The 24,017-nt window shown below is 63.6% G+C and carries 20 protein-coding genes; 14 read left to right on the top strand and 6 right to left on the bottom strand.

Going from position 1 to position 24,017, the window contains the following annotated elements; translation table 11 throughout:
* Positions 1-99 precede the first annotated feature (99 nt).
* The 4 genes from rbsK to LFL96_RS28390 form a co-directional block, all read right to left on the bottom strand.
* The gene (rbsK, locus tag LFL96_RS28405; protein ID WP_281001221.1) at positions 100-1,038 is read right to left on the bottom strand and encodes a ribokinase; all 939 of its coding nucleotides are present in this window, start codon (positions 1,036-1,038) and stop codon (positions 100-102) included.
* 31 nt (positions 1,039-1,069) lie between these two features.
* A complete protein-coding gene (locus LFL96_RS28400) occupies positions 1,070-2,071 on the bottom strand; it encodes an ABC transporter permease (RefSeq protein WP_281001220.1) in 1,002 nt (333 codons plus the stop codon).
* A gap of 12 nt (positions 2,072-2,083) precedes the next feature.
* Complete coding sequence (locus tag LFL96_RS28395; protein ID WP_281001219.1) at positions 2,084-3,688, bottom strand: sugar ABC transporter ATP-binding protein; 1,605 nt, start codon at positions 3,686-3,688, stop codon at positions 2,084-2,086.
* A gap of 71 nt (positions 3,689-3,759) precedes the next feature.
* Complete coding sequence (locus tag LFL96_RS28390) at positions 3,760-4,725, bottom strand: sugar ABC transporter substrate-binding protein (protein WP_281001218.1); 966 nt, start codon at positions 4,723-4,725, stop codon at positions 3,760-3,762.
* A 228-nt stretch (positions 4,726-4,953) separates the two neighbouring features.
* On the opposite strand from LFL96_RS28390, the gene LFL96_RS28385 reads away from it, so the two are divergent.
* Entirely contained in the window at positions 4,954-5,826 is an 873-nt protein-coding gene (locus LFL96_RS28385; RefSeq protein WP_281001217.1) for a LysR family transcriptional regulator, read from the top strand.
* 234 nt (positions 5,827-6,060) lie between these two features.
* Here LFL96_RS28385 and LFL96_RS28380 read toward each other — a convergent pair whose 3' ends face one another.
* Entirely contained in the window at positions 6,061-7,620 is a 1,560-nt protein-coding gene (locus LFL96_RS28380) for a hypothetical protein (protein WP_281001216.1), read from the bottom strand.
* A gap of 1,062 nt (positions 7,621-8,682) precedes the next feature.
* On the opposite strand from LFL96_RS28380, the gene LFL96_RS28375 reads away from it, so the two are divergent.
* Positions 8,683-9,576: a LysR substrate-binding domain-containing protein gene (locus LFL96_RS28375; protein WP_281001215.1), complete on the top strand. Its 894-nt coding sequence runs from the start codon at positions 8,683-8,685 to the stop codon at positions 9,574-9,576.
* A 50-nt stretch (positions 9,577-9,626) separates the two neighbouring features.
* Here the strand turns inward: LFL96_RS28375 and LFL96_RS28370 are convergent, their stop codons facing one another.
* Positions 9,627-10,469 carry a M24 family metallopeptidase gene (locus LFL96_RS28370; protein ID WP_281001214.1) on the bottom strand — a complete coding sequence of 281 codons (843 nt, stop codon included), beginning with the start codon at positions 10,467-10,469 and terminating at the stop codon, positions 9,627-9,629.
* A 341-nt stretch (positions 10,470-10,810) separates the two neighbouring features.
* Here LFL96_RS28370 and LFL96_RS28365 point away from each other — a divergent pair, with 341 nt between their 5' ends.
* The 12 genes from LFL96_RS28365 to LFL96_RS28310 all read left to right on the top strand — a co-directional run bounded on the left by LFL96_RS28365 (position 10,811) and on the right by LFL96_RS28310 (position 23,998).
* On the top strand, positions 10,811-13,183 hold the full coding sequence (locus LFL96_RS28365) for a bifunctional salicylyl-CoA 5-hydroxylase/oxidoreductase (RefSeq protein ID WP_281001213.1): 2,373 nt from the start codon (positions 10,811-10,813) through the stop codon (positions 13,181-13,183).
* On the top strand, positions 13,180-13,956 hold the full coding sequence (locus LFL96_RS28360) for an SDR family NAD(P)-dependent oxidoreductase (RefSeq protein WP_281001212.1): 777 nt from the start codon (positions 13,180-13,182) through the stop codon (positions 13,954-13,956). Before LFL96_RS28365 ends, LFL96_RS28360 begins: the two co-directional genes overlap by 4 nt.
* Positions 13,953-14,510, top strand: a complete 558-nt coding sequence (locus LFL96_RS28355; protein ID WP_281001211.1) for a MarR family transcriptional regulator — start codon at positions 13,953-13,955, stop codon at positions 14,508-14,510. The genes LFL96_RS28360 and LFL96_RS28355 overlap by 4 nt, the downstream gene beginning before the upstream one ends.
* Positions 14,511-14,561: 51 nt before the next feature.
* Positions 14,562-15,413 carry an enoyl-CoA hydratase family protein gene (locus LFL96_RS28350; protein ID WP_281001210.1) on the top strand — a complete coding sequence of 284 codons (852 nt, stop codon included), beginning with the start codon at positions 14,562-14,564 and terminating at the stop codon, positions 15,411-15,413.
* 1 nt (position 15,414) lies between these two features.
* Positions 15,415-16,650 carry an acyl-CoA dehydrogenase family protein gene (locus tag LFL96_RS28345; protein WP_281001209.1) on the top strand — a complete coding sequence of 412 codons (1,236 nt, stop codon included), beginning with the start codon at positions 15,415-15,417 and terminating at the stop codon, positions 16,648-16,650.
* Positions 16,647-17,090 carry a thioesterase family protein gene (locus LFL96_RS28340; protein ID WP_281001208.1) on the top strand — a complete coding sequence of 148 codons (444 nt, stop codon included), beginning with the start codon at positions 16,647-16,649 and terminating at the stop codon, positions 17,088-17,090. Before LFL96_RS28345 ends, LFL96_RS28340 begins: the two co-directional genes overlap by 4 nt.
* Positions 17,087-17,482 carry a RidA family protein gene (locus LFL96_RS28335; protein ID WP_281001207.1) on the top strand — a complete coding sequence of 132 codons (396 nt, stop codon included), beginning with the start codon at positions 17,087-17,089 and terminating at the stop codon, positions 17,480-17,482. The genes LFL96_RS28340 and LFL96_RS28335 overlap by 4 nt, the downstream gene beginning before the upstream one ends.
* 93 nt (positions 17,483-17,575) lie before the next feature.
* Positions 17,576-19,216, top strand: a complete 1,641-nt coding sequence (locus LFL96_RS28330) for an AMP-binding protein (RefSeq protein WP_281001206.1) — start codon at positions 17,576-17,578, stop codon at positions 19,214-19,216.
* 151 nt (positions 19,217-19,367) lie between these two features.
* Complete coding sequence (locus tag LFL96_RS28325) at positions 19,368-20,045, top strand: glutathione S-transferase (protein ID WP_281001205.1); 678 nt, start codon at positions 19,368-19,370, stop codon at positions 20,043-20,045.
* A 233-nt stretch (positions 20,046-20,278) separates the two neighbouring features.
* Positions 20,279-21,742, top strand: coding sequence for a DHA2 family efflux MFS transporter permease subunit (locus LFL96_RS28320; RefSeq protein WP_281001204.1), 1,464 nt, complete (start codon positions 20,279-20,281; stop codon positions 21,740-21,742).
* A gap of 122 nt (positions 21,743-21,864) precedes the next feature.
* Entirely contained in the window at positions 21,865-22,698 is an 834-nt protein-coding gene (locus LFL96_RS28315; protein ID WP_281001203.1) for an AraC family transcriptional regulator, read from the top strand.
* A gap of 124 nt (positions 22,699-22,822) precedes the next feature.
* Positions 22,823-23,998 (top strand): serine hydrolase, encoded by a 1,176-nt coding sequence (locus tag LFL96_RS28310; RefSeq protein ID WP_281001202.1) that lies wholly within the window; start codon positions 22,823-22,825, stop codon positions 23,996-23,998.
* Positions 23,999-24,017 lie beyond the last annotated feature (19 nt).

Raw genomic sequence — 24,017 nt, 5'->3', positions numbered from 1 at the left:
GGCGCCCTCGTGCGAGCGCGCCGGTGAATCAACGTCAACGTCGAACCACCTTCGTGGGGTGGCGGTACGGGCCGCCGCGTGTCGCCACGGGCGAACGCGTCAGGCTGCGCTATCGACTTCCGCGCGATTCGGGATGGACGGCTGCGCACCGGCGCGCGTCACGGAGATGGAGGCCGCACGTTGCGCGAGGCCGATAGCGTTGTCCAGCGACTGCCGCGCGGCAATCTGCGCGGCGAACGTGCCGATGAAGGTGTCGCCGGCGGCGGTCGTGTCGATCGCCTGCACTTGCGGCGCGGGGAAATGACGGCCCTCGCCGCCGTCCACCAGCAGATACGCGCCTTGCGCGCCGAGCGTGACGATCACGTTGCGCGCGCCGCCGCGTTGCAGTTCGGTCGCCGCGCGCCGCGCGCCGCTTTCCGATTCGACCGGCAGGCCCGCCAGAATCGCGGCTTCGACTTCGTTCGGCACCAGGTAATCGACCAGCGGCAGCCATTCCACCGGCAGCGGACCGGTGGCCGGCGCCGGGTTCAGCACGGTGATCTTACCGAGCCGGCGCGCCAGCGCGAGGGTCGCGTGCACGGCTTCGGGCGGCGTCTCCAGTTGGCACACCACCACGTCGCACGCCTTGACGGCGGCTTCATGACGCGCGATGCCTTCCGGCGTCAATTCGCCATTGCTGCCCGCGACCACGACGATGGTGTTCTGCCCGTCGTCCGACACCGTCACCATCGCCACGCCGGTCGGCTGGGCGGGATGCACTTCGATGCCGCTGCAATCGATCCCTTCGGTTTCCAGATCCTTGACCCGTTGCGCACCGTTCGCGTCGGTACCGACACAGCCGACCATCGCCACCTGCGCGCCCATGCGCGCGGCCGCGACCGCCTGGTTGCCGCCCTTGCCGCCCGCGACCTGCGAGAACTCATGGCCGCCGATCGTTTCGCCCGGGCGCGGCAGATGCGGCGAGCGCGCGACCAGATCGGTATTGATGCTGCCCACGACCAGGACGCGGCCCGGCTTCGTCTCTTTTGACACGTTCATTCTCCTGCTTGCCATTCACCGAATGGCCGGTTCAAGCGGCGCGACGCCGGCTTCGATAGGTATCCAGCACGACAGCCACCACGATGACGGCCCCCGTGATGATGCGTTTGGTCGGTTCGGTCGCGCCGATCTGCGCGAGGCCCGCGGCCAGCACGGAGATGATCAACACGCCGAAGAACGTGCTGATGACCGAGCCGCGCCCGCCCATCAGACTCGTCCCGCCGATCACCACCGCCGCGATCACCTGCAGCTCGATGCCCGAGCCGGCGTTCGGGTCCGCGGCTTCGAGACGCGAGATCTGGAACAGCGCCGCGAGGCCGGACAGCAGGCCCATCAACGCGAACACGGCGATCTTGTACGGACGCGGATTGACGCCCGCGAGCCGCACCGCTTCCTCGTTCGTGCCGATGCCGACGAGGTAGCGGCCGAACACCGTGCGCGTCAGCAGAAACTGCGCGGCGACCATCACGACGATGGCGATCAGGAACGCCGGCGAAATGCCGAGCGCGATCGGGTTGGACAGGAAATCGAACGCATCGCCGATATAGGCGGTGCGCGAATTGGTGAGCTGATACGCGACGCCGCGCGCCGCTTCGAGCACGCCGAGCGACACGATGAACGACGGAATCCGCCATGCCACGGTGATCGCGCCGGTCAGGCAACCGGTCAGCGTCGCGCCGGCCATGCCGAGCAGTGCCGAAGGGAGCGCCGGCCAATGCCACTGCAACGCGGCGACGCTAGTCAGCGCGGCGCCGAGCGCGAGCACGGAACCGACCGACAGATCGATGCCGGCGATGATCAGCACGAAGGTCATGCCGACCGACATCACCACCAGATCGGGAATCTGGTTGGCGATCGTGCTGAACGTGTCGTAACTCAGGAAGTGCGAACTCAGCAGCGAGAACAGCACGATCATGCCGAGCAGCGCGCCGAGCAGGCCGAGGTAGTTCGAGAAACCGAGGCGCGTGCCGACCGGCCGTGCGCTCTTGGGGGGTTCGCTCTGCGCGGTGGGCAGACTGGTTGGTGCGGTCATGCTGATACTCCACTAATTGACTTGATGATCGGGCGCCTGGGCGTCGGGCTCGATCGGCGCGTGCAGCAGCTCGTCGCGCTTCGCGTAGCCCGCGAAGGCCGCCGCCAGCAGCGCGTCCTGGGTCCAGGCGCCACGCTCGAAAAGGCCCGTCATGCGACCCGCCGACATGACGCCGATGCGGTCGCAGATCGACATCAGTTCGCGCAGGTCGCTGGACACCACGACCAGCGCGCGCCCTTCCCGCGCCAACGCGCCCATCAGCGCATAGATGTCGAACTTGGCGCCGACGTCGATGCCGCGCGTCGGTTCGTCGAACAGCAGCACCGAGCAATCGCGCGCGAGCCAACGGCCGATCACCACTTTCTGCTGATTGCCGCCGGACAGCTCCGACACGGCCTGCGCCGGTCCCGAGGTACGGATGCGCATCGCGTCGATTTGCCGGGTGGCGAGCGCCGACTCGCGGCGGCCGTCCACCACGCCCTTGCTCGACACCGCGCGCAGATGGCCCAGCGAGATGTTGGCCGCGATCGGTTGCGTGAGCAGCAGGCCTTCGCCTTTGCGGTCTTCCGTGATCAAGGCGATGCCGTTCTTCACGGCGTCCGTCGGCGAGCCGATCTTGACGGGCGCGGGTGCGCCGCCGTTGCGCGCCACCTCGACCGTGCCGGCATCCGCGCGATCCGCGCCGTAGATGAGCCGCATCAGTTCCGTGCGGCCCGCGCCGATCAGCCCGCTGATGCCGAAGATCTCGCCGGCCTTGACCTCGAACGACACGTCGCGCACCGCCGGTTCGCGCGTCATGCCGTTCACCTTGAACGCCACGTTGCCGATCCGCCGCTCGCCGAGATCGATGCGCTCGCCGATATCGCGGCCGACCATCAGCGTGACAAGGCGGTCGGTGCTCAGATTGTCCATTTCGTCGACGTGCACGAGGCGGCCGTCGCGCAGCACGGCAGCACGCCGCGCGATGCGCTTCAGCTCTTCGAGCCGGTGCGAGATGTACACCAGCGCGACGCCGTGCGCCTTCAGCCGCTCGACCTGCTCGAACAGCAGATCGACTTCGCGCGCGGTCAGCATGGCGGTCGGTTCGTCGAGAATCAGCACGCGGCAATCGCCGATCAGATTGCGCGCGATCTCGACCATCTGCTGATGCCCGATGCCGAGCGTGCCGACCAGCGTGTCGGGATCGATCGCGTCGAGGCCGACCTGCGCCATCGCGTGACGCGCGTCCTCGCGCAGTTTGGCGCGGTCGATCCAACCGAACGGACCGCGCCGCGGCAGACGGTTCAGGAACAGGTTCTCGGCGACCGAGAGCGTGGGCAGGAGATTCAGTTCCTGCATGACCATGCGCACGCCGAGCGCCTCGGCTTCCTTGCGGCTGGCCGGCGCGTAGGCCGCGCCGTTCAGCGACATCGTGCCGGCGGTCGGCGTGACCAGCCCGCCGACGATCTTCGACAGCGTGCTCTTGCCCGCGCCGTTCTCGCCGGTCAGCGCCAGCACTTCGCCGGCGTGGAGGTCGAGCGACACGTCGGCGAGTACCGGCTCGGCATAGGTCTTGCCGACGCCGTGCACCCGTAACACGGGCGCGGCGGCGGCGACGGAGGGGATCGGAGTAGACATCGGATGGAAAAAACAGACAGATACCGCCCGGCGTGGCCGCTCGGGACGAGCCGGCCACGCGCTGAGCGGTCTTATTTGGTAACCAGATCGACAGGCGTTTCGACGACGCCCGACAACTCGGATTGCTTCTTGTGCTCGGCGAGCGCCTTCAACGCGGTGTCGATACCGAACACGGCCTGCTTCGCCGCGTACTGATTCGCGGTGGCGAGCACGCGGCCGTCGGCCAGCATCGGCTTGATCGCGTTGATGTCGTCGTAGCCGACCACCTGCACCTTGCCGGCCTTGCCTGCCGCGCGCACCGCGGAGACCGCGCCGATCGCCATGTTGTCGTTACCGCACAGCAGCGCCTTCACGTCCGGATTCGCGTTGAGGATCTGGCTCGCCACGGCGTTGCCCTTGTCGATCTCCCATTCGCCCGATTGCAGCGAGACGACCTTCATGCCGCCCGTCGCCATGGCCTGCTTGAAGCCGGCCGAGCGCTGCTGCGCGTTGGTGGTGGTCGACACGCCTTCGATGATGGCGACCGGATCGCCCGACTTCAGGTGCTTCGCGAGGTAGTCGCCGACCTTCTGCGCGCCCTTCGCGTTATCCGGGCCGACGAACGGGATGTTCAGGTCCTTCGACTTGAGCACGTCCGAGTCCAGCTTGTTGTCGATATTGACCACGATGATGCCGGCATCGACCGCCTTCTTCAGAACCGGCACCAGCGCCTTCGAGTCGGCCGGGGCGATCACCAGCGCGTCGACCTTCGACACGATCATCTGCTCGACGATACGGATCTGGTTGGCCGTGTCCGTCTCGTCCTTGATGCCGTTGGTCACGAGGTCGAACTTGGTCGGGTTCTGCTTCTGGTAATCCTTCGCGCCGGTTTCCATGGTCAGGAAGAACTCGTTGGCCAGCGACTTCATGACCAGCGCGACCTTGGGCTTGTGGGCCGCCTGGGCGAATGCCGTTTGCATCGGGAGGATCGATACAGCGAGGAACGCTGCGCTGGCTACGATGGCGCGGCGCCGCGCCGGTTGGAAATGGCGAATCATTGATGTCTCCGTGTCGCTCATTCGCTCGACTGCGAGCCGTTGCGTTGAGTCGTTGTTGGGTCGTGTGATGGTCTGGAACGCCGTACCCGCCGCCTTCGACATGGCCAGCAAGGGCCCTGAAGGCCCGCGTGGCTGGCCTGCCCAGTATCTGGCAAGCATGGCAAAACCAATCCTATCCTCGGTAAGTGGGTTATGCTATGCCAAATTTCAAAACCTTATGTTTCAAAAATGGAACACGTCGATTGGGACGACCTGCGGATTCTGGTGGCGATCGCCCGTGGCGGCACGATGCGGGCGGCCGCCACGGCTTGCGAGCTGAGCGCGCCGACCTTGTCGCGGCGGCTGACCGAGCTGGAAAGGCGGCTCGGCGAGCCGCTGGTCGACCGGGTGCCGTCGGGCTGCACGGTGACGGCGTTCGGCGCGAAGGTGTTGGCGTGGGCGGAGCAGATGGAGGAGATGGCGCACCGCATCGAGCGCGCGGCGGACGTCAATGGCGGGGCGGCGGCGCATGGCACGGTGCGGATCAACGCGGTGGAATGGCCGTCGTACATTCTGCTGAAGCTGCTGGGCTCGTTTCAGGACCGGCTGCCCGGGCTGGCCATCGAGGTGCTGACCTCGCGCCGGCCGTATAGCCTCGCGAGGCGCGAAGCGGATATTGCGCTGTGGTCGGAGTGTCCCGAAGAAGGCGATCTATATGTACGGCGGATCGGGCGGATTCGCTTCGGGCTGTATGGGTCGCGCGACTACTATCTGCGCCATAAAGCGGCGATCGCCAGGAAGGAATGGGACAAACTGTCCTTCGTCGGCTATGACGACCGGCAGCCGGACCATCCGGCGACCCAATGGTTGAAAACCCTACCCGGCGCGCCGGCACCGTCGTTGCGCAGCAGCTATGGGATGGGGGTGTTCGATGGCGTGCTGGGCGGGTCGGGATTGGGGGTGCTCGCGCAGTTGGCGGGGGATACGACTAGCGATCTGGTGTGCGTGGAGAAGCACATCAAGACCCTGGATCAGGATGTGTGGATGGTGCTGCATCCGGCGTTGCGGGATAGCGAGCGGATCCGGACGGTGGCGAATTTGATTGCGGAGATTTTCCGGTAGTTTTTGCGGGCGGGAAAACTCACGTTCGACTCATATGCGGCATCCCTTGACATTACCGGTGCGTGCGCATTCTCGCGTGGCCTTTTACGCGCGTGGTCGTCGCCCATAATGCGATTATCGAACAGGACGCTCATCGCCTTGTCGAAAATGCATTGACGGTTTTTAACCGCGGCTGACCACGCCATGCCGGTGGTTGCCGCCGGTTCCGAATTTACCGAGGCAGAATCGCGTCTTTCAAGCAGCGTTCGCGTTCAGAAAAATCATTCCGTGAATGCTGGAAAGCGCATTCTGCCAACCGTCGCTGTTCTGCGCGGCCTGATCGTTTTCCAGAAAAGGTTTCAGCAGCGCCAGCAGATCTTTTGAATTCGACGTTTCAGTCGGCGTCGTGACATCCGACGTCAACACGCCTTTCACATATTCGGATTGGCGTGTGGACTGACTGGACGACTGATCCAGCGTCGCCGCCAGCAATTTGCCCTGTTTAGTCGCGATGTTGACGGCACTACTGGCGCTGTCGTCGATCCGCATGTAGTCGTAGTTCTGCGAGGCCAACGTCGCGTCCAGCGTGGGCGCGCCGCCGCCGGACAACGCCAGGTGATAGCTCGCCTGAAGATGCGACTGCTGCATTTGCGAAATCCGGCTGTCGAATTGATTGCCTTGCGTGCTGGTGGTTTGCGAGACCTGATAGGAAAACGTGTCCTGTTCGCTTAGCCGGTACGGATTCGACGAGACCGGCGTATCGGTAATCGAAGCGCTGAAATCGGCGAGCCCCGTCAGCATGGACTGATCCGATTGCGCGAGCCACGGCGCGTACGCCGTACCCGGAAGCTGTTGCGTCGGCGTGCCCTCATTGCTGTTCAACTGCGTGAACGCGTCTTTGAACATGCTCATCAGTTGCGCGTTTCCGTGCCCGCGCGCGCTGGCATTGTCGAACTGCGCCAGATAGCTTGCGATAGCCTGATCGTGTTGCGCGCCCGAGCCCAGCAGCGCGGCATTGCTCGTATCGACCTTGACGTTCATCGTGCCGAGCGAATCCGTCACGCTGAAACTTCTCGCCGAACTGTTCTGCGAAAAGCTGGCCGAGATATCTTGTTGTCCGCTACCCGTGACATTGAACTGCAAGTTCACCGACGACAACACCGACGTGTCGAATTGCGTCAAACCACTCAAATCGACCGTCGGCGGCGACGCGCTCAGTCCGTTGATCGCCTTCTGGAAACCATCGGCAAGTTTGGCCAGCGCGCTGCGCTCGGTGTCGCTGAGCTTGCCGCTGCTGTTCACGCTGACGCCCAACGTGCCGTTGCCGCTATCCATCTCGATGACGACAGTCACGCCGCTCGCGGTCTTGACCGTCAGCCTGGCATCACCTTGCGGCGTGGACGAAGCGCCGATTGCGCTCGCAGCACCCGCTGCACCCGTCGAACCGAGCGTGACCGACTGCGAAAAGTCGCTGCCAGTGGTCTTGAAGCGATTGAGCAGTGTGCTACCCAGGTTGTAGAACTGGCCGGATATCGTGTTGGCCGTGTAATTGCCTGCCATGGCCAGCGAAACGGCGTCGGTGTTGTTGCTTTGCGCCCACGTCGTGGTCGGCTCCAGACCCAACAACGCCCCTTGCGGCGTATAGACGATCGGCGATTCGGCAACCGCCGACGGAATGGTGACGATCGTCGAAGGCGACGCCGCGTCGATGTCCGCGGACGTGACGTCGGCAAGCGCCGCCGACTTGCCCGGCGCGTTCAGTGCCGGCAACAGATTGGACGACAGGCTCGCGTTCAACGACGATACGGTACTCATGGTGACCTCTCTCAGATTCTGGGAACGCACATGCTCTGTTGCACAGCGGCCGGCTTCAATTCGAGACTCACGTGCCGGTAAACAATGTCCGGTTGACGGAAAAGATGCCGAATTTTGAATGTTCGAAGTAGCCGCCGTTTCGATTACCTTATTACGGCTGCACTGTAGAGATTCTTAAACCCGGAAACGCCCAGAGGCCTTGCAAAGCAGCCTGCGCACTCACCTCTCGCATCCCGTTTTCCCGTGATAAAGCGGACCGTCCAGATCGGCGCCGGCTGCCAGCAGTGCGCGAGTAAAGCCCGGGCTCGCGTGCGACAGGCTTTCCATGACCGGCATTTCGACAAAGCTGTTGTAAGTCAGGCAGCGTCACTGAAAACATAAGCGATGCGTTAAGAACTCAGGCGACTTACGGAAGTCCGTATAAATTTTCTTGCGCCACCCAGATTATTTCAGCATATGGGCCGTGACAGAACCGTTACAGATCCATTTATCGGTTTCTTCACCAAGCCATTTCGATCCACCCTGCCTTCCTCACTCGCTATAAGGCGCGCTCGCAAACGTTCCGTCTTCACGTATGTTCGTATGCGGCGTTTATCTGGATCGCGTTCGTTCGGTTTCCGGGAGCCTTTCCCCTGCGGGTATCGGTGCAGTGCCGACATACGAAGCACGCGGGCGTATCAGATCGTTCAATCGACATCAGCGGGTCGTGGGTCGATGCGTGGATCGCGGTCGACGCCAGCGAGAGCGAAGAAAGGGTAACGACGGCGGCGAAAGCGCGCAGCCTTGTGTAGCGCATGATGGTCAAACCTCAGGCTGAATGTCGGTAGAGAGAAGCAGGCGATGCGTTGATCGAATAATATTGAAGTTAAAATAAATGTAAATATTGATTATTCAAATCGACATATTGAACCGGACTTCCCGCATTCGACCGCGAATCTTCCGCACTGCCTGGCGCCGCCCGGCGGCGGTGACATAACACCAATGGATTGGGGAATGCACAATGTGCGGACCCGCACCGAGCCGGCATTTTCAAATTGCCAACCTACGTTTTCGACAACCGCAATGACCGACCGACTGCGCCTCAACATTGCCGCGCTTCGTGCGCTTGAAACAGCTGAACGCTGCCGCAGCTTCACCCTGGCCGCGAATGAGCTGAACCTGACACACAGCGCCGTCAGTCATCAGATCCGGCAGATTGAAGCGTTGCTCGACATTCCGTTGTTCGAGCGTGCACAAACGCAAATGATCCCCTCGGCGGCCTGCACGCGACTTGCAGAACGTGTGCGCAAGAACCTTGCCGATCTCGAGTTTGCGTTGCTCGAAGCCAAAAGCTCGAAGCAACAACCGCGGCTTGTCCTCAAGATCAGCGTAATGGCCGATTTTGCCAACGTCTGGTTGATTCCAAGGCTCGAGGCATTCTCAGCGGTCAAACCGCATCTTGACCTCTCAATCACGATACGCAATACGCTGGACGTCCCTGAGCGCTACGAGACAGACGTTGGCATCTGGCATAGACCCGTTAATAGAGATGGTTTTCAATCGAGGAAGCTGCTCGATGATTCGGTTGTCGCGGTATGCACCCCGGCGTTCTTTGACAGGCACGCACCGCTGGATACCGACAATCTCGCTCATGTGCCGTTATTGAGGTTCGCAGGACGCTCATGGCAAGAGTTCTTCGATATCGCTGGAATTAGCGCCAGCGCGCCGAATCATGGTCCCATGTTCAGCGACGCAGCATCGCTGCTGCAAGCAGCGCTCGCCGGCCAAGGCGTAGCGATGCTTCGGGAGCGCCTCATCCATTCCTATCTGCGGGACGGCACGCTAGTGCGAATCAGTAGCGCCCGGCTTCCGTCAACGCTTCCCTACCATGTTTGCTGGCGCCAAGATAACCCCAGGCGCGAAGCCATCCTGCAGTTTGCAGAATGGCTTGCGGAAATAGTCAACGAATCAGACTAACTTCGTAGACGTCAGATCACGGCGCTTTTGGAGAGCGGAGCCACCTGCGATTAACGGCGCGAACGCGCATCGTAAAACGTCGTGTCTTCGCCTTCACGCAGGTCAAGAATTTCGCAACCGTTGTCAGTCACTGCAACAACGTGCTCCCAATATACGGCGAGAGATTTATCTGCCGTCTGCGCGGAGCGGGTGACGTTATTCAGTCGGATACCGTCTCCGGAGCCCGCGCAGATGAACGGTTCGACCGTGATCACCATGCCTTTTTCGAGCACACGGCCTTCATTCGTTGGGCAGTCGTAGTACGGAATAAGCCAGCCATCGGCATGAACCTGACCGATCGAGTGACCGGTGCCGCTCGGAACGCGAAGCATTGAGAATCCGAAAGATTCCACATACTCTTGCACGCGACGGGCGATATCCTGGAGTTTCGCGCCTGGACGAACAAGGCTGATACCCAGACACATGGCCTGGTAGCCCACCGACATCAGGAGACGCGCTTCCGAACTCGTCTCCTCGCCGACGATCCACATGCGTTGAGTATCGCCACACCAGCCTTCCTTCTTGATGCTCACGTCAACGCCGAAAAGATCGCCCTTCTGCAACGGCAGATCATTCGGTTCGCCGCTGAAAGCGTTCTCGTTGTGCGCGATCGAGATGCACGCGTACTGGCTCGAGTCGTAGCCCGCGAGATCCTCGCGATCGACCTCCGCGTGGTACTTGTTGACGATCAAGTCGTAAGCGATGTCGTTGACTTGACGGGACGTAATGCCAGGCCGAATGTGAGGAGTCAGATCCTGAAGGACTTGTGCGGCAATACGACCCGCGACGCGCAGCATTGCAATCTCTTCCGGGGTTTTGATGGAGATCTCGTTGTAATCGACGTTGTGGCTCATATATCGCCCTATGTTCATCAGTTAGTCGTACGCTGCGCCCGGCATTGATCGCGCCTCCGATACATCCACCAGACCCGGTGTGTGCGGCGAAAGTTGAACAAACACCATCAAGCGCAACTTCGTGCCGGCCGCCGTTGAAGCGCCTCGACATGTCCAAAGTATTGATTTCGGTGGCGCTCACCGTCCAACGATGGTTTTTCACGTCTGTTGTGAACGAATTTGCACGGGCTCAAGAGTGGCACCCCTATCCGCCCGTTTCGGGAGCACCCGCGCATTTACTTGACATCTAAACTATCGAAGCCTAAATTACCCTCCAAGCGGAATCACCTTGGGGAACAAGCATGCGCATCGTCTGCATCGGCGGCGGCCCTGCCGGGTTGTACTTCGGCCTGTTGATGAAAAGCCGCGACCCGGCGAACGAAGTCATCGTCGTCGAACGCAACCGTCCATACGACACCTTCGGCTGGGGCGTGGTGTTCTCCGACCAGACGCTCGGCAATCTGCGCACCGCGGACGCCCCCAGCGCCGACGCGATCCTCGACGCGTTCAACCACTGGGACGACATCGAAATCCATTTCCGCGGCGAGACGGTCCGTTCGTCGGGTCACGGCTTCTGCGGCATCGGTAGAAAACGTCTGCTGAATATCCTGCAAGCGCGTTGCGAGGCGCTCGGCGTCAAACTGGTGTTCGAAACCCAGGTCACGGACGACTCGATCTACGAAGCCGACCTGATCGTCGCGTGCGACGGCGCCAACAGTGCGATCCGGCAACAATACGCAGCGACTTATCAGCCCGCCATCGACATGCGCGACTGCCGCTTCGTGTGGCTCGGCACGAAGAAACTCTTCGACGCCTTTACTTTCGCGTTCGAGGAAACCGAACACGGCTGGTTCCAGGCGCACGCCTACCGCTTCGACGATCAAACCTCCACCTTTATCGTCGAAACACCCGAGCGCGTGTGGCGCGCCGCCGGTCTCGACGAGATGAGCAAGGAAGACAGCATCGCCTTCTGCGAGAAGCTGTTCGCGAAGTATCTGGATGGCAACCCGTTGCTCTCGAACGCCGCGCATTTGCGCGGCTCGTCGCAATGGATCCGCTTTCCGCGCGTGGTCAACCAGGAATGGGTTCACTGGCGCGATAACGCCGACGGCACGCGTACGCCGATCGTACTGATGGGCGACGCCGCGCACACCGCGCACTTTTCGATCGGCTCGGGCACCAAGCTCGCTCTTGAAGATTCCATCGAACTCGCCAACAGCATCGGCGCGCATCCGGGCGATCTGCCCGCAGCGCTCCAGCATTACACGGACGTGCGCAGCATCGACGTGCTGCGCATTCAAAACGCCGCGCGCAATTCGACCGAGTGGTTCGAACACGTCGACCGTTACACGTCGTTCGAACCGGAGCAATTCGCTTACTCGTTGCTCACCCGCTCGCAACGTATCTCGCACGAAAATCTCCGCGAGCGCGACGCGCGTTATCTATCCGGTTTCGAAGACTGGCTCGCCGAACGCTCAGGCGTGACGCGCGCGCCGGACAAGCACTCCGTCCCGCCGATGTTCACGCCTTTCACGCTGCGCGGCGTGACGCTGAAAAACCGCGTGGTGGTCTCGCCGATGGCGCAGTACTCCGCTGTCGACGGCATCGCGGGCGACTATCACCTGATGCACCTCGGCGCGCGCGCGATGGGCGGCGCCGCGCTGGTCATGACGGAAATGACCTGCGTGTCGCCCGAAGCGCGTATCACGCCCGCGTGCCCCGGCATGTACGCGCCTGAACATCTGCACGCGTGGCGCCGCATCGTCGATCTCGTGCATCGGCAATCGGACGCGAAAATCGGCATCCAGCTCGGTCACTCCGGCGCGAAAGGTTCGACACGCGTCGCGTGGGAAGGCATCGATCAACCGCTTGCGGAAGGTAACTGGCCGCTCGTATCCGCTTCGCCGCAACAATATCTGCCGGGCGTCAGCCAGCATTCGCACGAGGCCACGCCTGATGAACTCGACGAGATCGAAGCGCAATTCGTCCGCGCCACGCAGATGTCCGCGCAAGCCGGTTTCGACTGGCTCGAACTGCACTGCGCGCACGGCTATTTCCTGTCGAGCTTCCTGTCGCCGCTGACGAACCATCGCACCGACCCATACGGTGGCTCGCTGGAAAACCGTTTGCGCTACCCATTGCGAGTCTTCAACGCGATCCGCGCCGTCTGGCCGCAGGACAAGCCGATCTCGGTGCGGATTTCCGCGAACGATTGGGTCGAAGGCGGCACTACGCCCGACGACGCCGTGCAGATCGCGCGTGCGTTCAAAGCGGCGGGCGCGGACATGATCGACGTGTCGTCGGGGCAGGTCAGCAAGGCGGAAAAGCCCGTCTACGGGCGCATGTTCCAGACGCCGTTCGCCGACCGCATCCGCAACGAGGCCGACATCGCGACCATTGCAGTCGGCGCGATTTCGGAGGCGGATCACGTCAACAGCATCATCGCGGCGGGTCGTGCCGATCTTTGCGCGATTGCGCGGCCGCATCTGGCGAATCCGTCGTGGACGCTGAACGAGGCCGCAAAAATAGGCTATTTCGATGTGATGTGGCCGAAGCCATACACGGCCGCGAAATCGCAGCTGGAGCGCAATCTGGAACGCGAACGCGCGCAGGCGGCAGCGAACGCGGGTTTGTCGCCGCAAGAACGCGCACAGCGCGCGGAGGGCACGGTGTGAGTACAACCACGTCAAACACACTCGCCGGGCAGCACGCGGTGGTGACGGGCGGCGGCAGCGGCATCGGCGCGGCCGTCGCGATGACGCTGCTGCGTGCCGGCGCGCGCGTCACGTTGATGGGCCGCAACGCGGATCGGCTCGAAGCGCAGCGCGAAGCGTGCGCCGCGCTCGGCGACGTCGCCTGCATCGGCGTCGATGTCTCGCAGGAAGCGTCCGTGACGACCGCATTCGCGCAGGCGGGCGCGGTGGACATTCTGGTTAACAACGCAGGGCAAGCACAGGCCGCGCCGTTCGCGCACACCGACATGGCGCTCTGGCAACGCATGCTCGACGTCAACCTCACCGGCGTGTTCCTCGGTACGCGAGCAGTGCTGCCCGGCATGCTCGAACGCGGGCACGGGCGCATCGTCAACATCGCCAGCACCGCGGGCCAGATCGGCTATGCGTACGTGGCCGCGTACTGCGCGGCGAAACACGGCGTGATCGGCCTGACGCGCTCGCTTGCCCTCGAAGTCGCGACGAAAGGGGTGACCGTCAACGCGGTGTGCCCAGGCTACACGGAAACCGAACTACTGCACGCATCGCTGGAGCAGATCACCAGCAAGACCGCGCGCACCGAACAACAGGCGCGCGACACCCTGTTGCGCTCCAACCCGCAACGCCGCTTCGTGACGCCGCAACAAGTCGCCGACGCCGTGCTCTGGCTGTGCCAGCCCGGCTCGGACGCGATCACGGGGCAATCCCTATCCATCTCCGGTGGAGAAGTGATGTGAGCAAGACAACCCACGCAAGGAAAACCGCCGCGACCGAAACCCGGCCGCCGCGCAAAGGCATCGCCAACCCCGCGGAGAACGTCGTGGACCTCGAAATGAGTACCGGCGCCGATAGCCACATGGGCTTGCGTCTGTGGCTGCGCATGCTGACCACCACCAACCTCGTGCAGGCCGAACTGCGCAAACGTCTGCGCAACGAATTCGACACCACGTTGCCGCGTTTCGATCTGATGGCGCAACTCGAACGTCATCCCGAAGGCCTGAAGATGACCGAGCTGTCGCGCCGCTTGATGGTGACGGGCGGCAACGTCACCGGCATCACGGATCAGCTCGAAAAAGAAGGCCTGGTATCGCGCGATACCGATCCGAACGACCGTCGCTCGATCAGCGTGTGTCTCACGCCGGCCGGCCGCAAGACATTCGACCGGATGGCGGTCGCGCATGAACAGTGGGTGGTGGAACTGTTCGGCGGCTTGAGCCTCGACGAAAAATCGCGGACCCATCAGCGGCTCGGCAAGCTCAAGCAGCATCTGCTCGACACGCTGAAGGACTGAGCCGCACGCAACGCGATCCGCACCGGCACACACAGACTGGAGACATCCCTCATGACACGATCCAACGCCGACGCGCTGCTGGCCGGCAACCGCCTGACGCTCGCCGACTACAACGCGCGCCACTTCGGCTGGCAGGTCACCGCCAAGGTCGCGACGATCACGCTGAACCGTCCGGAACGCAAGAATCCGCTGACGTTCGAGTCGTACGCCGAGTTGCGCGACCTGTTCCGCCAACTGGGCTACGCGACCGACGTCAAGGCCGTGGTGCTGCACGGCGCGGGCGACAACTTCTGCTCTGGCGGCGACGTGCACGACATCATCGCACCGCTGATCGATCTGCCGATGCCCGAGTTGCTGCTCTTCACGCGTATGACCGGCGACCTCGTGAAGGCCATGCGTCACTGTCCGCAACCGGTGATCGCCGCCGTCGACGGCGTGTGCGCCGGCGCGGGCGCCATCCTCGCGATGGCCTCCGACATGCGTCTCGGCACCGCGCGCAGCAAGCTCGCGTTCCTGTTCTCGCGCGTCGGCCTGGCCGGCTGCGATATGGGTGCGTGCTCGATCCTGCCGCGCATCATCGGCCAGGGGCGCGCCGCCGAACTGCTCTTCACGGGCCGCTCGGCGAGCGGCGACGAAGGGCATGCATGGGGCTTCTACAACCGGCTGTGCGAGCCCACCTCGCTGCTCGACGACGCGCAAAAACTCGCCGCCGATCTCGTCGCCGGACCGACCTTCGCGCACGGCATCACGAAGAAAATGCTGCACCAGGAATGGAGCATGAGCATCGACGAAGCGATCGAATCGGAAGCGCAGGCGCAGGCCATCTGCATGAGCACGCGCGATTTCGAGCGCGCATACCAGGCGTTCGCGGCGAAATCGCGGCCGGTGTTCGAGGGAGATTGACGTGAGCGCCACGAATCACGACACGCACACGGACCTGCACAGCGCATTGGCATGGCCGTTTTTCGACGCACGTCATCGCGCACTCGCCGCCGGCATCGAACAATGGTGCGCGACGAATCTCTCGCACCAATCGTCCCAATCGCACCCATCGCATGACGATGTCGACGCCACCTGCCGCCATCTGGTGCGCGAACTCGGCTCGGCCGGCTGGCTGAAATACGGCGTGGGCGGCGTCGCTTACGGCGGCCACGGCGACACGATCGATACGCGCGCCGTCTGCCTGCTGCGCGAAACGCTCGCCAGACATTCGGGGCTCGCGGATTTCGCGCTGGCGATGCAGGGCCTCGGTTCCGGCGCGATCTCGCTCGGCGGCACGCACGAGCAGAAGCTGCGCTATCTGCCGCGCGTCGCCAGCGGCACGGCACTCGCCGCATTCGCGCTGTCGGAACCCGACGCGGGCTCGGACGTCGCCGCGATGTCGCTCGCTGCGCGTGAAGACGGCGACGCCTACGTGCTCGACGGCGACAAGACGTGGATCTCGAACGGCGGCATCGCGGACTTCTACGTGGTGTTCGCCCGCACCGGCGAGGCGCCCGGCGCGCGCGGCATCACCGCGTTCATCGTCGATGCGGACACGCCTGGGCTTGAAATAGCCGAGCGCATCGACGTGATCGCGCCGCATCCGCTCGCGCGTCTGCATTTCGCGGGGGCACGCGTGCCGCGCAGCCAGATGCTCGGCGCGCCCGGCGAAGGTTTCAAGCTGGCGATGCGAACGCTGGATATTTTCCGCACGTCGGTGGCGGCGGCGTCGCTCGGTTTCGCGCGTCATGCCATGGCGGAGGGACTCGCACGCGCATCGTCGCGCAAGATGTTCGGCCAGACCTTGGGCGACTTTCAACTGACGCAGGCGAAGCTCGCGCAGATGGCATTGACCATCGACAGCAGCGCCCTGCTCGTCTACCGCGCCGCCTGGTTGCGTGATCAAGGCGAAAGCGTCACACGCGAAGCCGCGATGGCGAAGTGGCACGCGAGCGAAGGCGCGCAGCAGGTGATCGACGCGGCCGTGCAGTTGTTCGGCGGCATGGGCGTGCAAAGCGGCACCGCCGTCGAGATGCTGTATCGCGAGATCCGCGCGCTGCGCATCTACGAAGGCGCGACCGAGGTGCAGCAATTGATCGTCGGCCGCGATCTGTTGAAGGCGTATGCGGCCGGCACCGCGCGGGACGGCACATCATGAGCGCGCGCTTCGACAGGCCGGTACGTATCCGCTTTTCGCACTGCGATCCGGCGGGCATCGTGTTCTTTCCGCAGTATCTGGTGATGACCAACGCGCTAGTCGAAGACTGGTTCAACGAAGGCTTGCAGATCGACTACGCAAACATGATCGCGCAGCGCCGCGTCGGCCTGCCGATCGTCAAGCTCGACTGCGAGTTTTCGCGGCCGAGCCAGATGGGTGAGACGATCATGCTGACGCTGACCGTGAATACGATCGGCCGCCGTTCGATCGGCATCGAGATCGTCGGTCACTGCAACGGCGAGACACGTTTTCGCGCGAAGCAGGTGCTGGTGACGACCTCGCTCGACCGCGGCACATCCATCGACATTCCCCCGGACATCGCGAGTGCGCTCGCGGCGTTCACCCCTCAGCCCGACTCTATCGAGGCGCATCGCTCATGAAAAAAGCTCTTCTTCCCGCCGGCTGGGTCAAACCGCGCGGCTACGCGAACGGCGTCGCGGCCACCGGCACGCAGGTGTTCATCGCCGGTCAGATCGGCTGGGACGACCAGGCGCGCTTCCAGACCAGCGAGTTCGCCGGCCAGGCGATCCAGGCGCTGAAGAATGTCGTCGCGGTGCTGCACGAGGCGGGTGGCGCGCCGAAGGATCTGGTGCGGATGACGTGGTACGTCACCGACAAACGCGAATACCTCGCGTCGTTGCGCGAGATCGGTCACGCGTTTCGCGCGCTGATCGGCGACTACGACATCGCGATGAGCGCGGTCCAGGTCGTCGCGTTGATCGAAGACGAGGCCAAGGTGGAGATCGAGGCGACCGCCGTGATCCCGCAGTAACACGCATGACGTAACGACCCAGCATCACGCAGCACGAGCACGCTCACCAAGCCAACCCCAGCGCTTCAGCCGGCTCACGCCCCGGAGACCATGATGGAACCGTCAGCACACGTCGATACCTTCGCGCGCGACAATCTTCCGCCGCAGGATCAATGGCCTGTCCTTCTGCTCGACAACCCGGACGTGACCTACCCTGCGCGGCTGAACTGCGCGACGGAACTGCTCGAACGCAGCATCGAGGCGGGGCATCGCGACCGCCCGGCGATCTGGTCGGACGTCGAGGGCGCGCCGCGCGCAACCACGTACGGCGAGTTGCTGACGCTGGTGAATCGCAGCGCGCACGTGCTGGTCGACGAGATGGGTCTGCAGCCCGGCAACCGCGTGCTGCTGCGCGGCCCCAATACGTTGCAGATGGCGGTCGCCGCGCTGGCCGCGTTGAAGGCCGGGCTCGTGGTGGTGCCGACCATGCCGCTGCTGCGCGCGAAGGAACTGAAGCAGATCATCGACAAGGCGCAGGTCGGCGCGGCGTTGTGCGACGTGCGCCTGACCGGGGAACTGGCCCGCTGCACCGACCCGAACGACGAGTTCTATTGCGCGGGCCTGAAGCAAACCCGCTTCTTTCACGACGACGCCGCGGATTCGCTCGAAACACTGGCCGTCAACAAACCCGAACATTTCGCCGCGTGCGACACCGCCGCCGACGACGTCTGCCTGATCGCCTTCACCAGCGGCACCACCGGCGCGCCGAAGGGCTGCATGCATTTTCATCGCGACGTGGTGGCGATGTGCGATCTGTTTCCGCGTCACGTGTTGAAGCCCACATCGAGCGACATCTTTTGCGGCACGCCGCCGCTCGCCTTCACATTCGGGCTCGGCGGCCTGTTGTGTTTCCCACTGCGCGCGGGCGCCTCGACCGTGTTGATCGAGAAGCTCACGCCCGAGACGCTGCTGCAAACCGTCGGACGTTTTCACGCGACGGTGATGTTCACCGCGCCGACTTTCTACCGGCAGATGGCGCCGCTTGCCGCGCATCACGACATGTCGAGTTTGAAGAAGACCGTGTCGGCCGGCGAGGCATTGCCCGATTCGACGCGCCGCTTATGGCACGACGCGACCGGCATCGACATGATCGACGGCATCGGCGGTACCGAGCTGATCCATATTTTCATTGCCGCGCAGGGCGATGCGATCCGCCCGCACGCGATCGGCCGCGCGGTGCCGGGCTACGTCGTGCAAGCCGTGGACGACGACATGCAGCCGGTCGCGCCCGGCACGATCGGCAAGCTCGCGGTGCGCGGCCCGACCGGCTGCCGCTATCTCGCCGACGAACGGCAGAAGAAGTTCGTGCGCGACGGCTGGAATCTGCCCGGCGACTCGGTCTATCTCGACGCGGACGGCTATGTGTTTTACCAGGCGCGCGCCGACGACATGATCGTCTCCGCCGGCTACAACATTTCCGGCCCCGAGGTGGAGAGCGTGTTGCTGCAGCACGAGGCGGTGGCCGAATGCGGCGTGATCGGCGTGCCAGACGAAACGCGCGGCCAGATCGTCAAGGCGTTCGTCGTGCTGAATCCGGGCTATGAGGCCGGCGACGCGATGGTCGAGCAGTTGCAGGGCTACGTGAAGCGCAGCGTGGCGCCGTATAAATATCCGCGCGTGATCAGCTTCGTCGGCGCGCTGCCGCGTACTGAGACGGGCAAGCTGAAGCGCTTCGAGTTACGGGCGATGGCGTAAGGGACCGGACGGTCGTGTCCGGTTCCTACGTTCCCGCATGAGCGCGATGCGTCGACAGTCATGCGAGACGACGTGCGACTAGAGCCCCGCCTCTGCGCAACGCCCCTATGATGGGCACTCCATTCGCCAACACGACCCTCGCCCCCTGACCATGCTCACTGTCCATCATCTGAACAACTCCCGCTCGCAGCGCGTGCTGTGGCTACTCGAAGAGCTTGGCGTCCCGTACGAAATCAAGCGCTACCAGCGCGATCCGAAGACCATGCTCGCGCCGCCCGAGTTGCGCGCGGTGCATCCGCTCGGCAAATCGCCGGTTATTACCGACGAAGGCCAGACCATTGCCGAATCCGGTGCGATCGTCGAGTACCTGATCGGTAAATATGGCCAGGGGCGATTCGCGCCGGCGCCAGGTACGCCCGAGCATCTGCGCTACACGTACTGGCTGCACTATGCGGAAGGCTCGGCGATGCCGCCGCTGCTGCTGAAGCTGGTGGCGCTGCGCATCGCCAGCGCGCCGATGCCCTTCTTCGCGAAGCCGATCGCGCGCAAGATCGCCGGCACGTTGCAATCCAGCTTTATCGACCCGCAGTTGAAGCTGCATCTCGGCTACATCGATAAGGAATTGAGTGCGACCGGCTGGTTCGTCGGTGACGATTTCACAGCGGCCGACGTGCAGATGAGCTTCCCGCTCGAAGCCGCCACCGCGCGCGGCGGCATGGCCGGCCAGATTCCCGCGATCGATGCGTTCCTCAAACGGATTCACGCGCGGCCGGCGTATCAACGAGCGCTGGAACGCGGCGGCAAGTACGAAATGGTCAGCGGCGATTGAGTTTGGTAACGGGGCTTGACCACTGAGCGGTGTGGTGTGGCGCGGCGTGTCGCATTGCACCCAGAAACTCGTAGTTGTGACGCGAAACTGGCGGGTGCTAGACTGAAAAACCCATAGTCGTCAACGGGTTGCCGGCACCGCTCGCAGCGAGCGGTGCCGTCCGCCATCCGCGTGAACCGGCCGGCCCGAAGCCCGGCAACAAGACCGGTCGATCGCCCCACAGGAGTCCCCGCATGACCCATTCCCTCCACGGCAGGCAGCGCTGGCTGGCACTCGTCGTTCTGTGCCTCGGCGTACTCATGATCGTGCTCGACACGACGATCGTGAACGTCGCATTGCCGTCCATTGCGGCGGACCTCGGCTTTACCGAAACCTCGCTCGTGTGGGTGGTCAATGCGTACATGCTGACGTTCGGCGGCTGTCTGCTGCTCGGCGGGCGGCTCGGCGATCTGTACGGCCATCGCAAACTGTTCCTCGGCGGCATCACGTTGTTCACGCTGGCTTCGCTCGCGTGCGGCCTCGCGAATTCGCAGGTACTGCTGGTCTGCGCGCGGGCGGTGCAGGGTTTGGGCGGCGCTGTCGTATCGGCCGTATCGCTGTCGCTCATCATGAATCTGTTCACCGAACCCGGCGAACGCGCAAAGGCGATGGGCGTCTACGGCTTCGTGTGTGCGGGCGGCGGCAGCATCGGCGTGTTGCTCGGCGGTCTGCTGACCAATCTGCTCAGCTGGCACTGGATCTTTCTCGTCAACCTGCCGATCGGCATCGCGGTGTACGCGCTGTGCGTCGCGCTGCTGCCGTCGGCGCCGGGGCACGCGCACGGCGAAAAGCTCGACGTGGCGGGCGCGGTGTCGGTGACGGCATCGCTGATGCTCGCCGTGTATGCGGTCGTCAACGGCAACGAAGCCGGCTGGACGTCGCTGCAGACGCTCGGCCTGCTGTTCGCCGCGCTCGCGTTGCTGACCGTGTTCCTGATCATCGAGGCGCGCGTCGAGCATCCGTTGATGCCGCTCGCGCTGTTTCGCCTGCGCAATGTCGCGACCGCGAATGTGGTCGGCGTGCTGTGGGCCGCGGCGATGTTCGCGTGGTTCTTTATCTCGGCGCTGTATCTGCAGCGTGTGCTCGGCTATCGGCCGCTACAGGTCGGGCTCGCGTTCCTGCCGGCCAATCTGATCATGGGTCTGTTTTCGCTGGGCCTTTCGGCGCGCGCGGTGATGCGCTTCGGTCTGCGCATTCCGCTCGCCGTCGGCCTGCTGGTTGCCGCGTGCGGTCTCGCGTTGTTCGCTCGCGCACCGGTGGACGGCAGCTTTGTAATCGACGTGATGCCGGGCATGATCCTGCTCGGCTTCGGCGCGGGCATCGCGTTCAATCCGGTGCTGCTCGCCGCGATGAGCGATGTCGATCCGAGCGATTCGGGTCTTGCGTCGGGTATCGTCAATACGTCGTTCATGATGGGCGGCGCACTCGGTCTCGCGGTGCTGGCGAGTCTTGCCGCCGCGCGCAGCGACGCGATGCAGGCGTCGCAAGGCACGGTGGCGGCGCTCAATAGCGGGTATCACGTGGCGTTTCTGTTCGGGGCGATTTTCGCGGCGGCAGCGGGCATTCTCGGCGGCTTGTTGTTGCGCGCGGGCCGCCCGGCTCAACATGACGAGACATCCGCCTCCGCGACGCAAGGCAAAGCGGCGACGCAGAACTGACGATTGCATTCGCCCTCGCCTTGAAAACGCGTTTCGATCTGCCGACGCCGCAACCGCAATTCCGATCAAATGCGTGCGTCCGCGCTTGATTAAGCTGGTTTCATGCTGACGTGAGGGCCGATATGAATCCGGTGGGGAAAGCGCTCTGGTTTATCGAAAGCCATTTTGCCGGCGAGTTGACGCTCGACGACATCGCCAATGGTGGCTGCGTCTCGCGCTTTCACATGGCGCGGGCATTCGAAGCGGCCACGGGTTTGTCGGTGATGCGCTACGTGCGTGCGCGTCGATTGAGCGAAGCCGCACGCCGGCTCGCCGACGGCGCGCCCGATATCCTGGCGGTCGCGATCGAAGCCGGCTACGGCTCACACGAAGCATTCACGCGCGCGTTTCGCGAGCAGTTCGGGCTTACGCCCGACGCGTTGCGCGCACGAGGTCATCTCGACAACCTTGCCATCGTGGAGCCGATCAAAATGGACGAATCCTTACTCACGCATCTCGAACCGCCTCGCTTCGAGGACGGCCGGCCGTTGCTCGTCGCGGGACTGAGCGAGCGTTATACGTGCGATACCAGCACGGCCATTCCGTCGCAGTGGCAGCGCTTTAACGCGTACTTCGGCAAGGTGCCGGGGCAAGTAGGCGGCGTGGCCTACGGCGTCTGCTGCAACGCCGACGACGCGGGTAACTTCGACTACCTATGCGGCGTCGAAGTCGGCGATTTTTCGGCACTGCCGCCCGAATTCGCTCGGGTGCGCATACCCGCGCAACGGTACGCGGTGTTCAGTCATCGCGATCACGTGTCGACGATCCGGCGCACCGTGAATACGATCTGGAATCAATGGCTGCCCGCATCGGGACACACGCCGGCGGATGCGCCGAACTTCGAACGTTACGACGAGAAGTTCGATCCGATCAGCGGCATGGGTGGATTCGAAATCTGGTTGCCGCTGAAGCGTTGAGCGGCGCGTAGGCCTTCGTCATCGACGTGGTCACGCCGATGGTTCAAACTGACTGGCGATGCGACGACGGATTTTTCGGCGAATCACGTTAAAGTCAGCAGTCGAACCGCCAGCGAGACCACGCATGCCACACAAGAACGAAATGTCGGGCCGTTGCACAACCCATCGGGTGTCCCACATCGCGCGCGGCGCGCTCGCCGCCGGCATCGTTGCGATGCTCGGCGCTTGCGCAGCGGAGCAGCAATCGCCGGCATCCGCCGCGCAAGCGCCCGTCTCCTACACGCCGCAATCCATCTATCCCGGCGCCGAGTGGACGCACGCCGCGCCGCCCATGCATGGCTTCTCGCAGGAAGGAATCGACCGCGCCGTAGCCTACGCGAAACAGCAGGGCTCGACGTCCGGCATGATCGTTCACGATGGCGTCGTGCTCGCGGAATGGGGCGACGTATCGAGGAAATCGAATCTCCACTCGGCACGCAAGAGCTTCATGAGCGCACTGATCGGCATAGCCGTCGAGCGCGGACAGATCCACCTCGACGACACGCTCGCACAACTCGGTATCGACGACAACGAGCCCGCGCTTACGCCAACCGAAAAGCAGGCGACCGTGCGCATGCTGCTGGAGGCACGCTCGGGCGTCTATCATCCGACCGTCTATGAAACGGCGCAGATGGAGGCGTCCAAGCCACCGCGTTACAGTCATCCACCGGGGACGTTCTGGTATTACAACAACTGGGACTTCAATACGGTCGGTGCGATCTATGAGAAAGCGACCGGCGCGGATATTTTCCAGGCGCTGCAAACGGAGATCGCGAAGCCTGTCGGCATGCAGGATTACCGGCCGTCGGATGGGCACTATGTTTCGGGCGGTCTCGCCACGCGTTACCCCGCTTATCCGTTCAATATGAGCGCGCGCGATCTCGCGCGATTCGCGCTGCTGTATCTGCATGACGGCCGCTGGCGCGACCAGCAGATCGTGCCGGCGCAATGGGTCGCCGAATCGACGCGCGCGGTATCCGATACGCCGACCGGCGGCTATGGGTACATGTGGTGGACCAGCGCGCCGGCGGATGGCATCCGCACGCCGAAGATGGCGCTCTTGCGACCCACGTTCTGGGCCGATGGTCATTTGGGTCAATACGCGGTGGTGGTGCCGTCGCTCGATCTCGTGGTGGTGAATCTGGTGGATTCGCGGCTCACGTCGAAACGCATGGGGCAATCGAAGATGGAACGGCTCGTATGGTTGACCGAGGCCGCTGAGAACGCCAGCGGAATCGGCGCGGAACCCGGGGCGCGTTGAGGTTGTTCTCCGGTGAACC

The sequence above is a fragment of the Paraburkholderia sp. D15 genome, from assembly GCF_029910215.1.
In the GTDB taxonomy this organism is placed as follows: domain Bacteria; phylum Pseudomonadota; class Gammaproteobacteria; order Burkholderiales; family Burkholderiaceae; genus Paraburkholderia.
The sequence above is the reverse complement of the archived record's forward strand: the minus strand, read 5'-3'. Positions and strand labels throughout refer to the sequence as shown.

Coding starts and splice junctions, on each gene's coding strand:
- LFL96_RS28325 (WP_281001205.1), top strand. CDS start 19,368: ATGCTCACTGTCCATCATCTGAACAACTCCCGCTCGCAGCGCGTGCTG.
- LFL96_RS28380 (WP_281001216.1), bottom strand. CDS start 7,620: ATGAGTACCGTATCGTCGTTGAACGCGAGCCTGTCGTCCAATCTGTTG.
- rbsK (WP_281001221.1), bottom strand. CDS start 1,038: ATGAACGTGTCAAAAGAGACGAAGCCGGGCCGCGTCCTGGTCGTGGGC.
- LFL96_RS28335 (WP_281001207.1), top strand. CDS start 17,087: ATGAAAAAAGCTCTTCTTCCCGCCGGCTGGGTCAAACCGCGCGGCTAC.
- LFL96_RS28375 (WP_281001215.1), top strand. CDS start 8,683: ATGACCGACCGACTGCGCCTCAACATTGCCGCGCTTCGTGCGCTTGAA.
- LFL96_RS28315 (WP_281001203.1), top strand. CDS start 21,865: ATGAATCCGGTGGGGAAAGCGCTCTGGTTTATCGAAAGCCATTTTGCC.
- LFL96_RS28310 (WP_281001202.1), top strand. CDS start 22,823: ATGCCACACAAGAACGAAATGTCGGGCCGTTGCACAACCCATCGGGTG.
- LFL96_RS28400 (WP_281001220.1), bottom strand. CDS start 2,071: ATGACCGCACCAACCAGTCTGCCCACCGCGCAGAGCGAACCCCCCAAG.
- LFL96_RS28320 (WP_281001204.1), top strand. CDS start 20,279: ATGACCCATTCCCTCCACGGCAGGCAGCGCTGGCTGGCACTCGTCGTT.
- LFL96_RS28330 (WP_281001206.1), top strand. CDS start 17,576: ATGGAACCGTCAGCACACGTCGATACCTTCGCGCGCGACAATCTTCCG.
- LFL96_RS28340 (WP_281001208.1), top strand. CDS start 16,647: ATGAGCGCGCGCTTCGACAGGCCGGTACGTATCCGCTTTTCGCACTGC.
- LFL96_RS28370 (WP_281001214.1), bottom strand. CDS start 10,469: ATGAGCCACAACGTCGATTACAACGAGATCTCCATCAAAACCCCGGAA.
- LFL96_RS28350 (WP_281001210.1), top strand. CDS start 14,562: ATGACACGATCCAACGCCGACGCGCTGCTGGCCGGCAACCGCCTGACG.
- LFL96_RS28395 (WP_281001219.1), bottom strand. CDS start 3,688: ATGTCTACTCCGATCCCCTCCGTCGCCGCCGCCGCGCCCGTGTTACGG.
- LFL96_RS28365 (WP_281001213.1), top strand. CDS start 10,811: ATGCGCATCGTCTGCATCGGCGGCGGCCCTGCCGGGTTGTACTTCGGC.
- LFL96_RS28385 (WP_281001217.1), top strand. CDS start 4,954: ATGGAACACGTCGATTGGGACGACCTGCGGATTCTGGTGGCGATCGCC.
- LFL96_RS28390 (WP_281001218.1), bottom strand. CDS start 4,725: ATGATTCGCCATTTCCAACCGGCGCGGCGCCGCGCCATCGTAGCCAGC.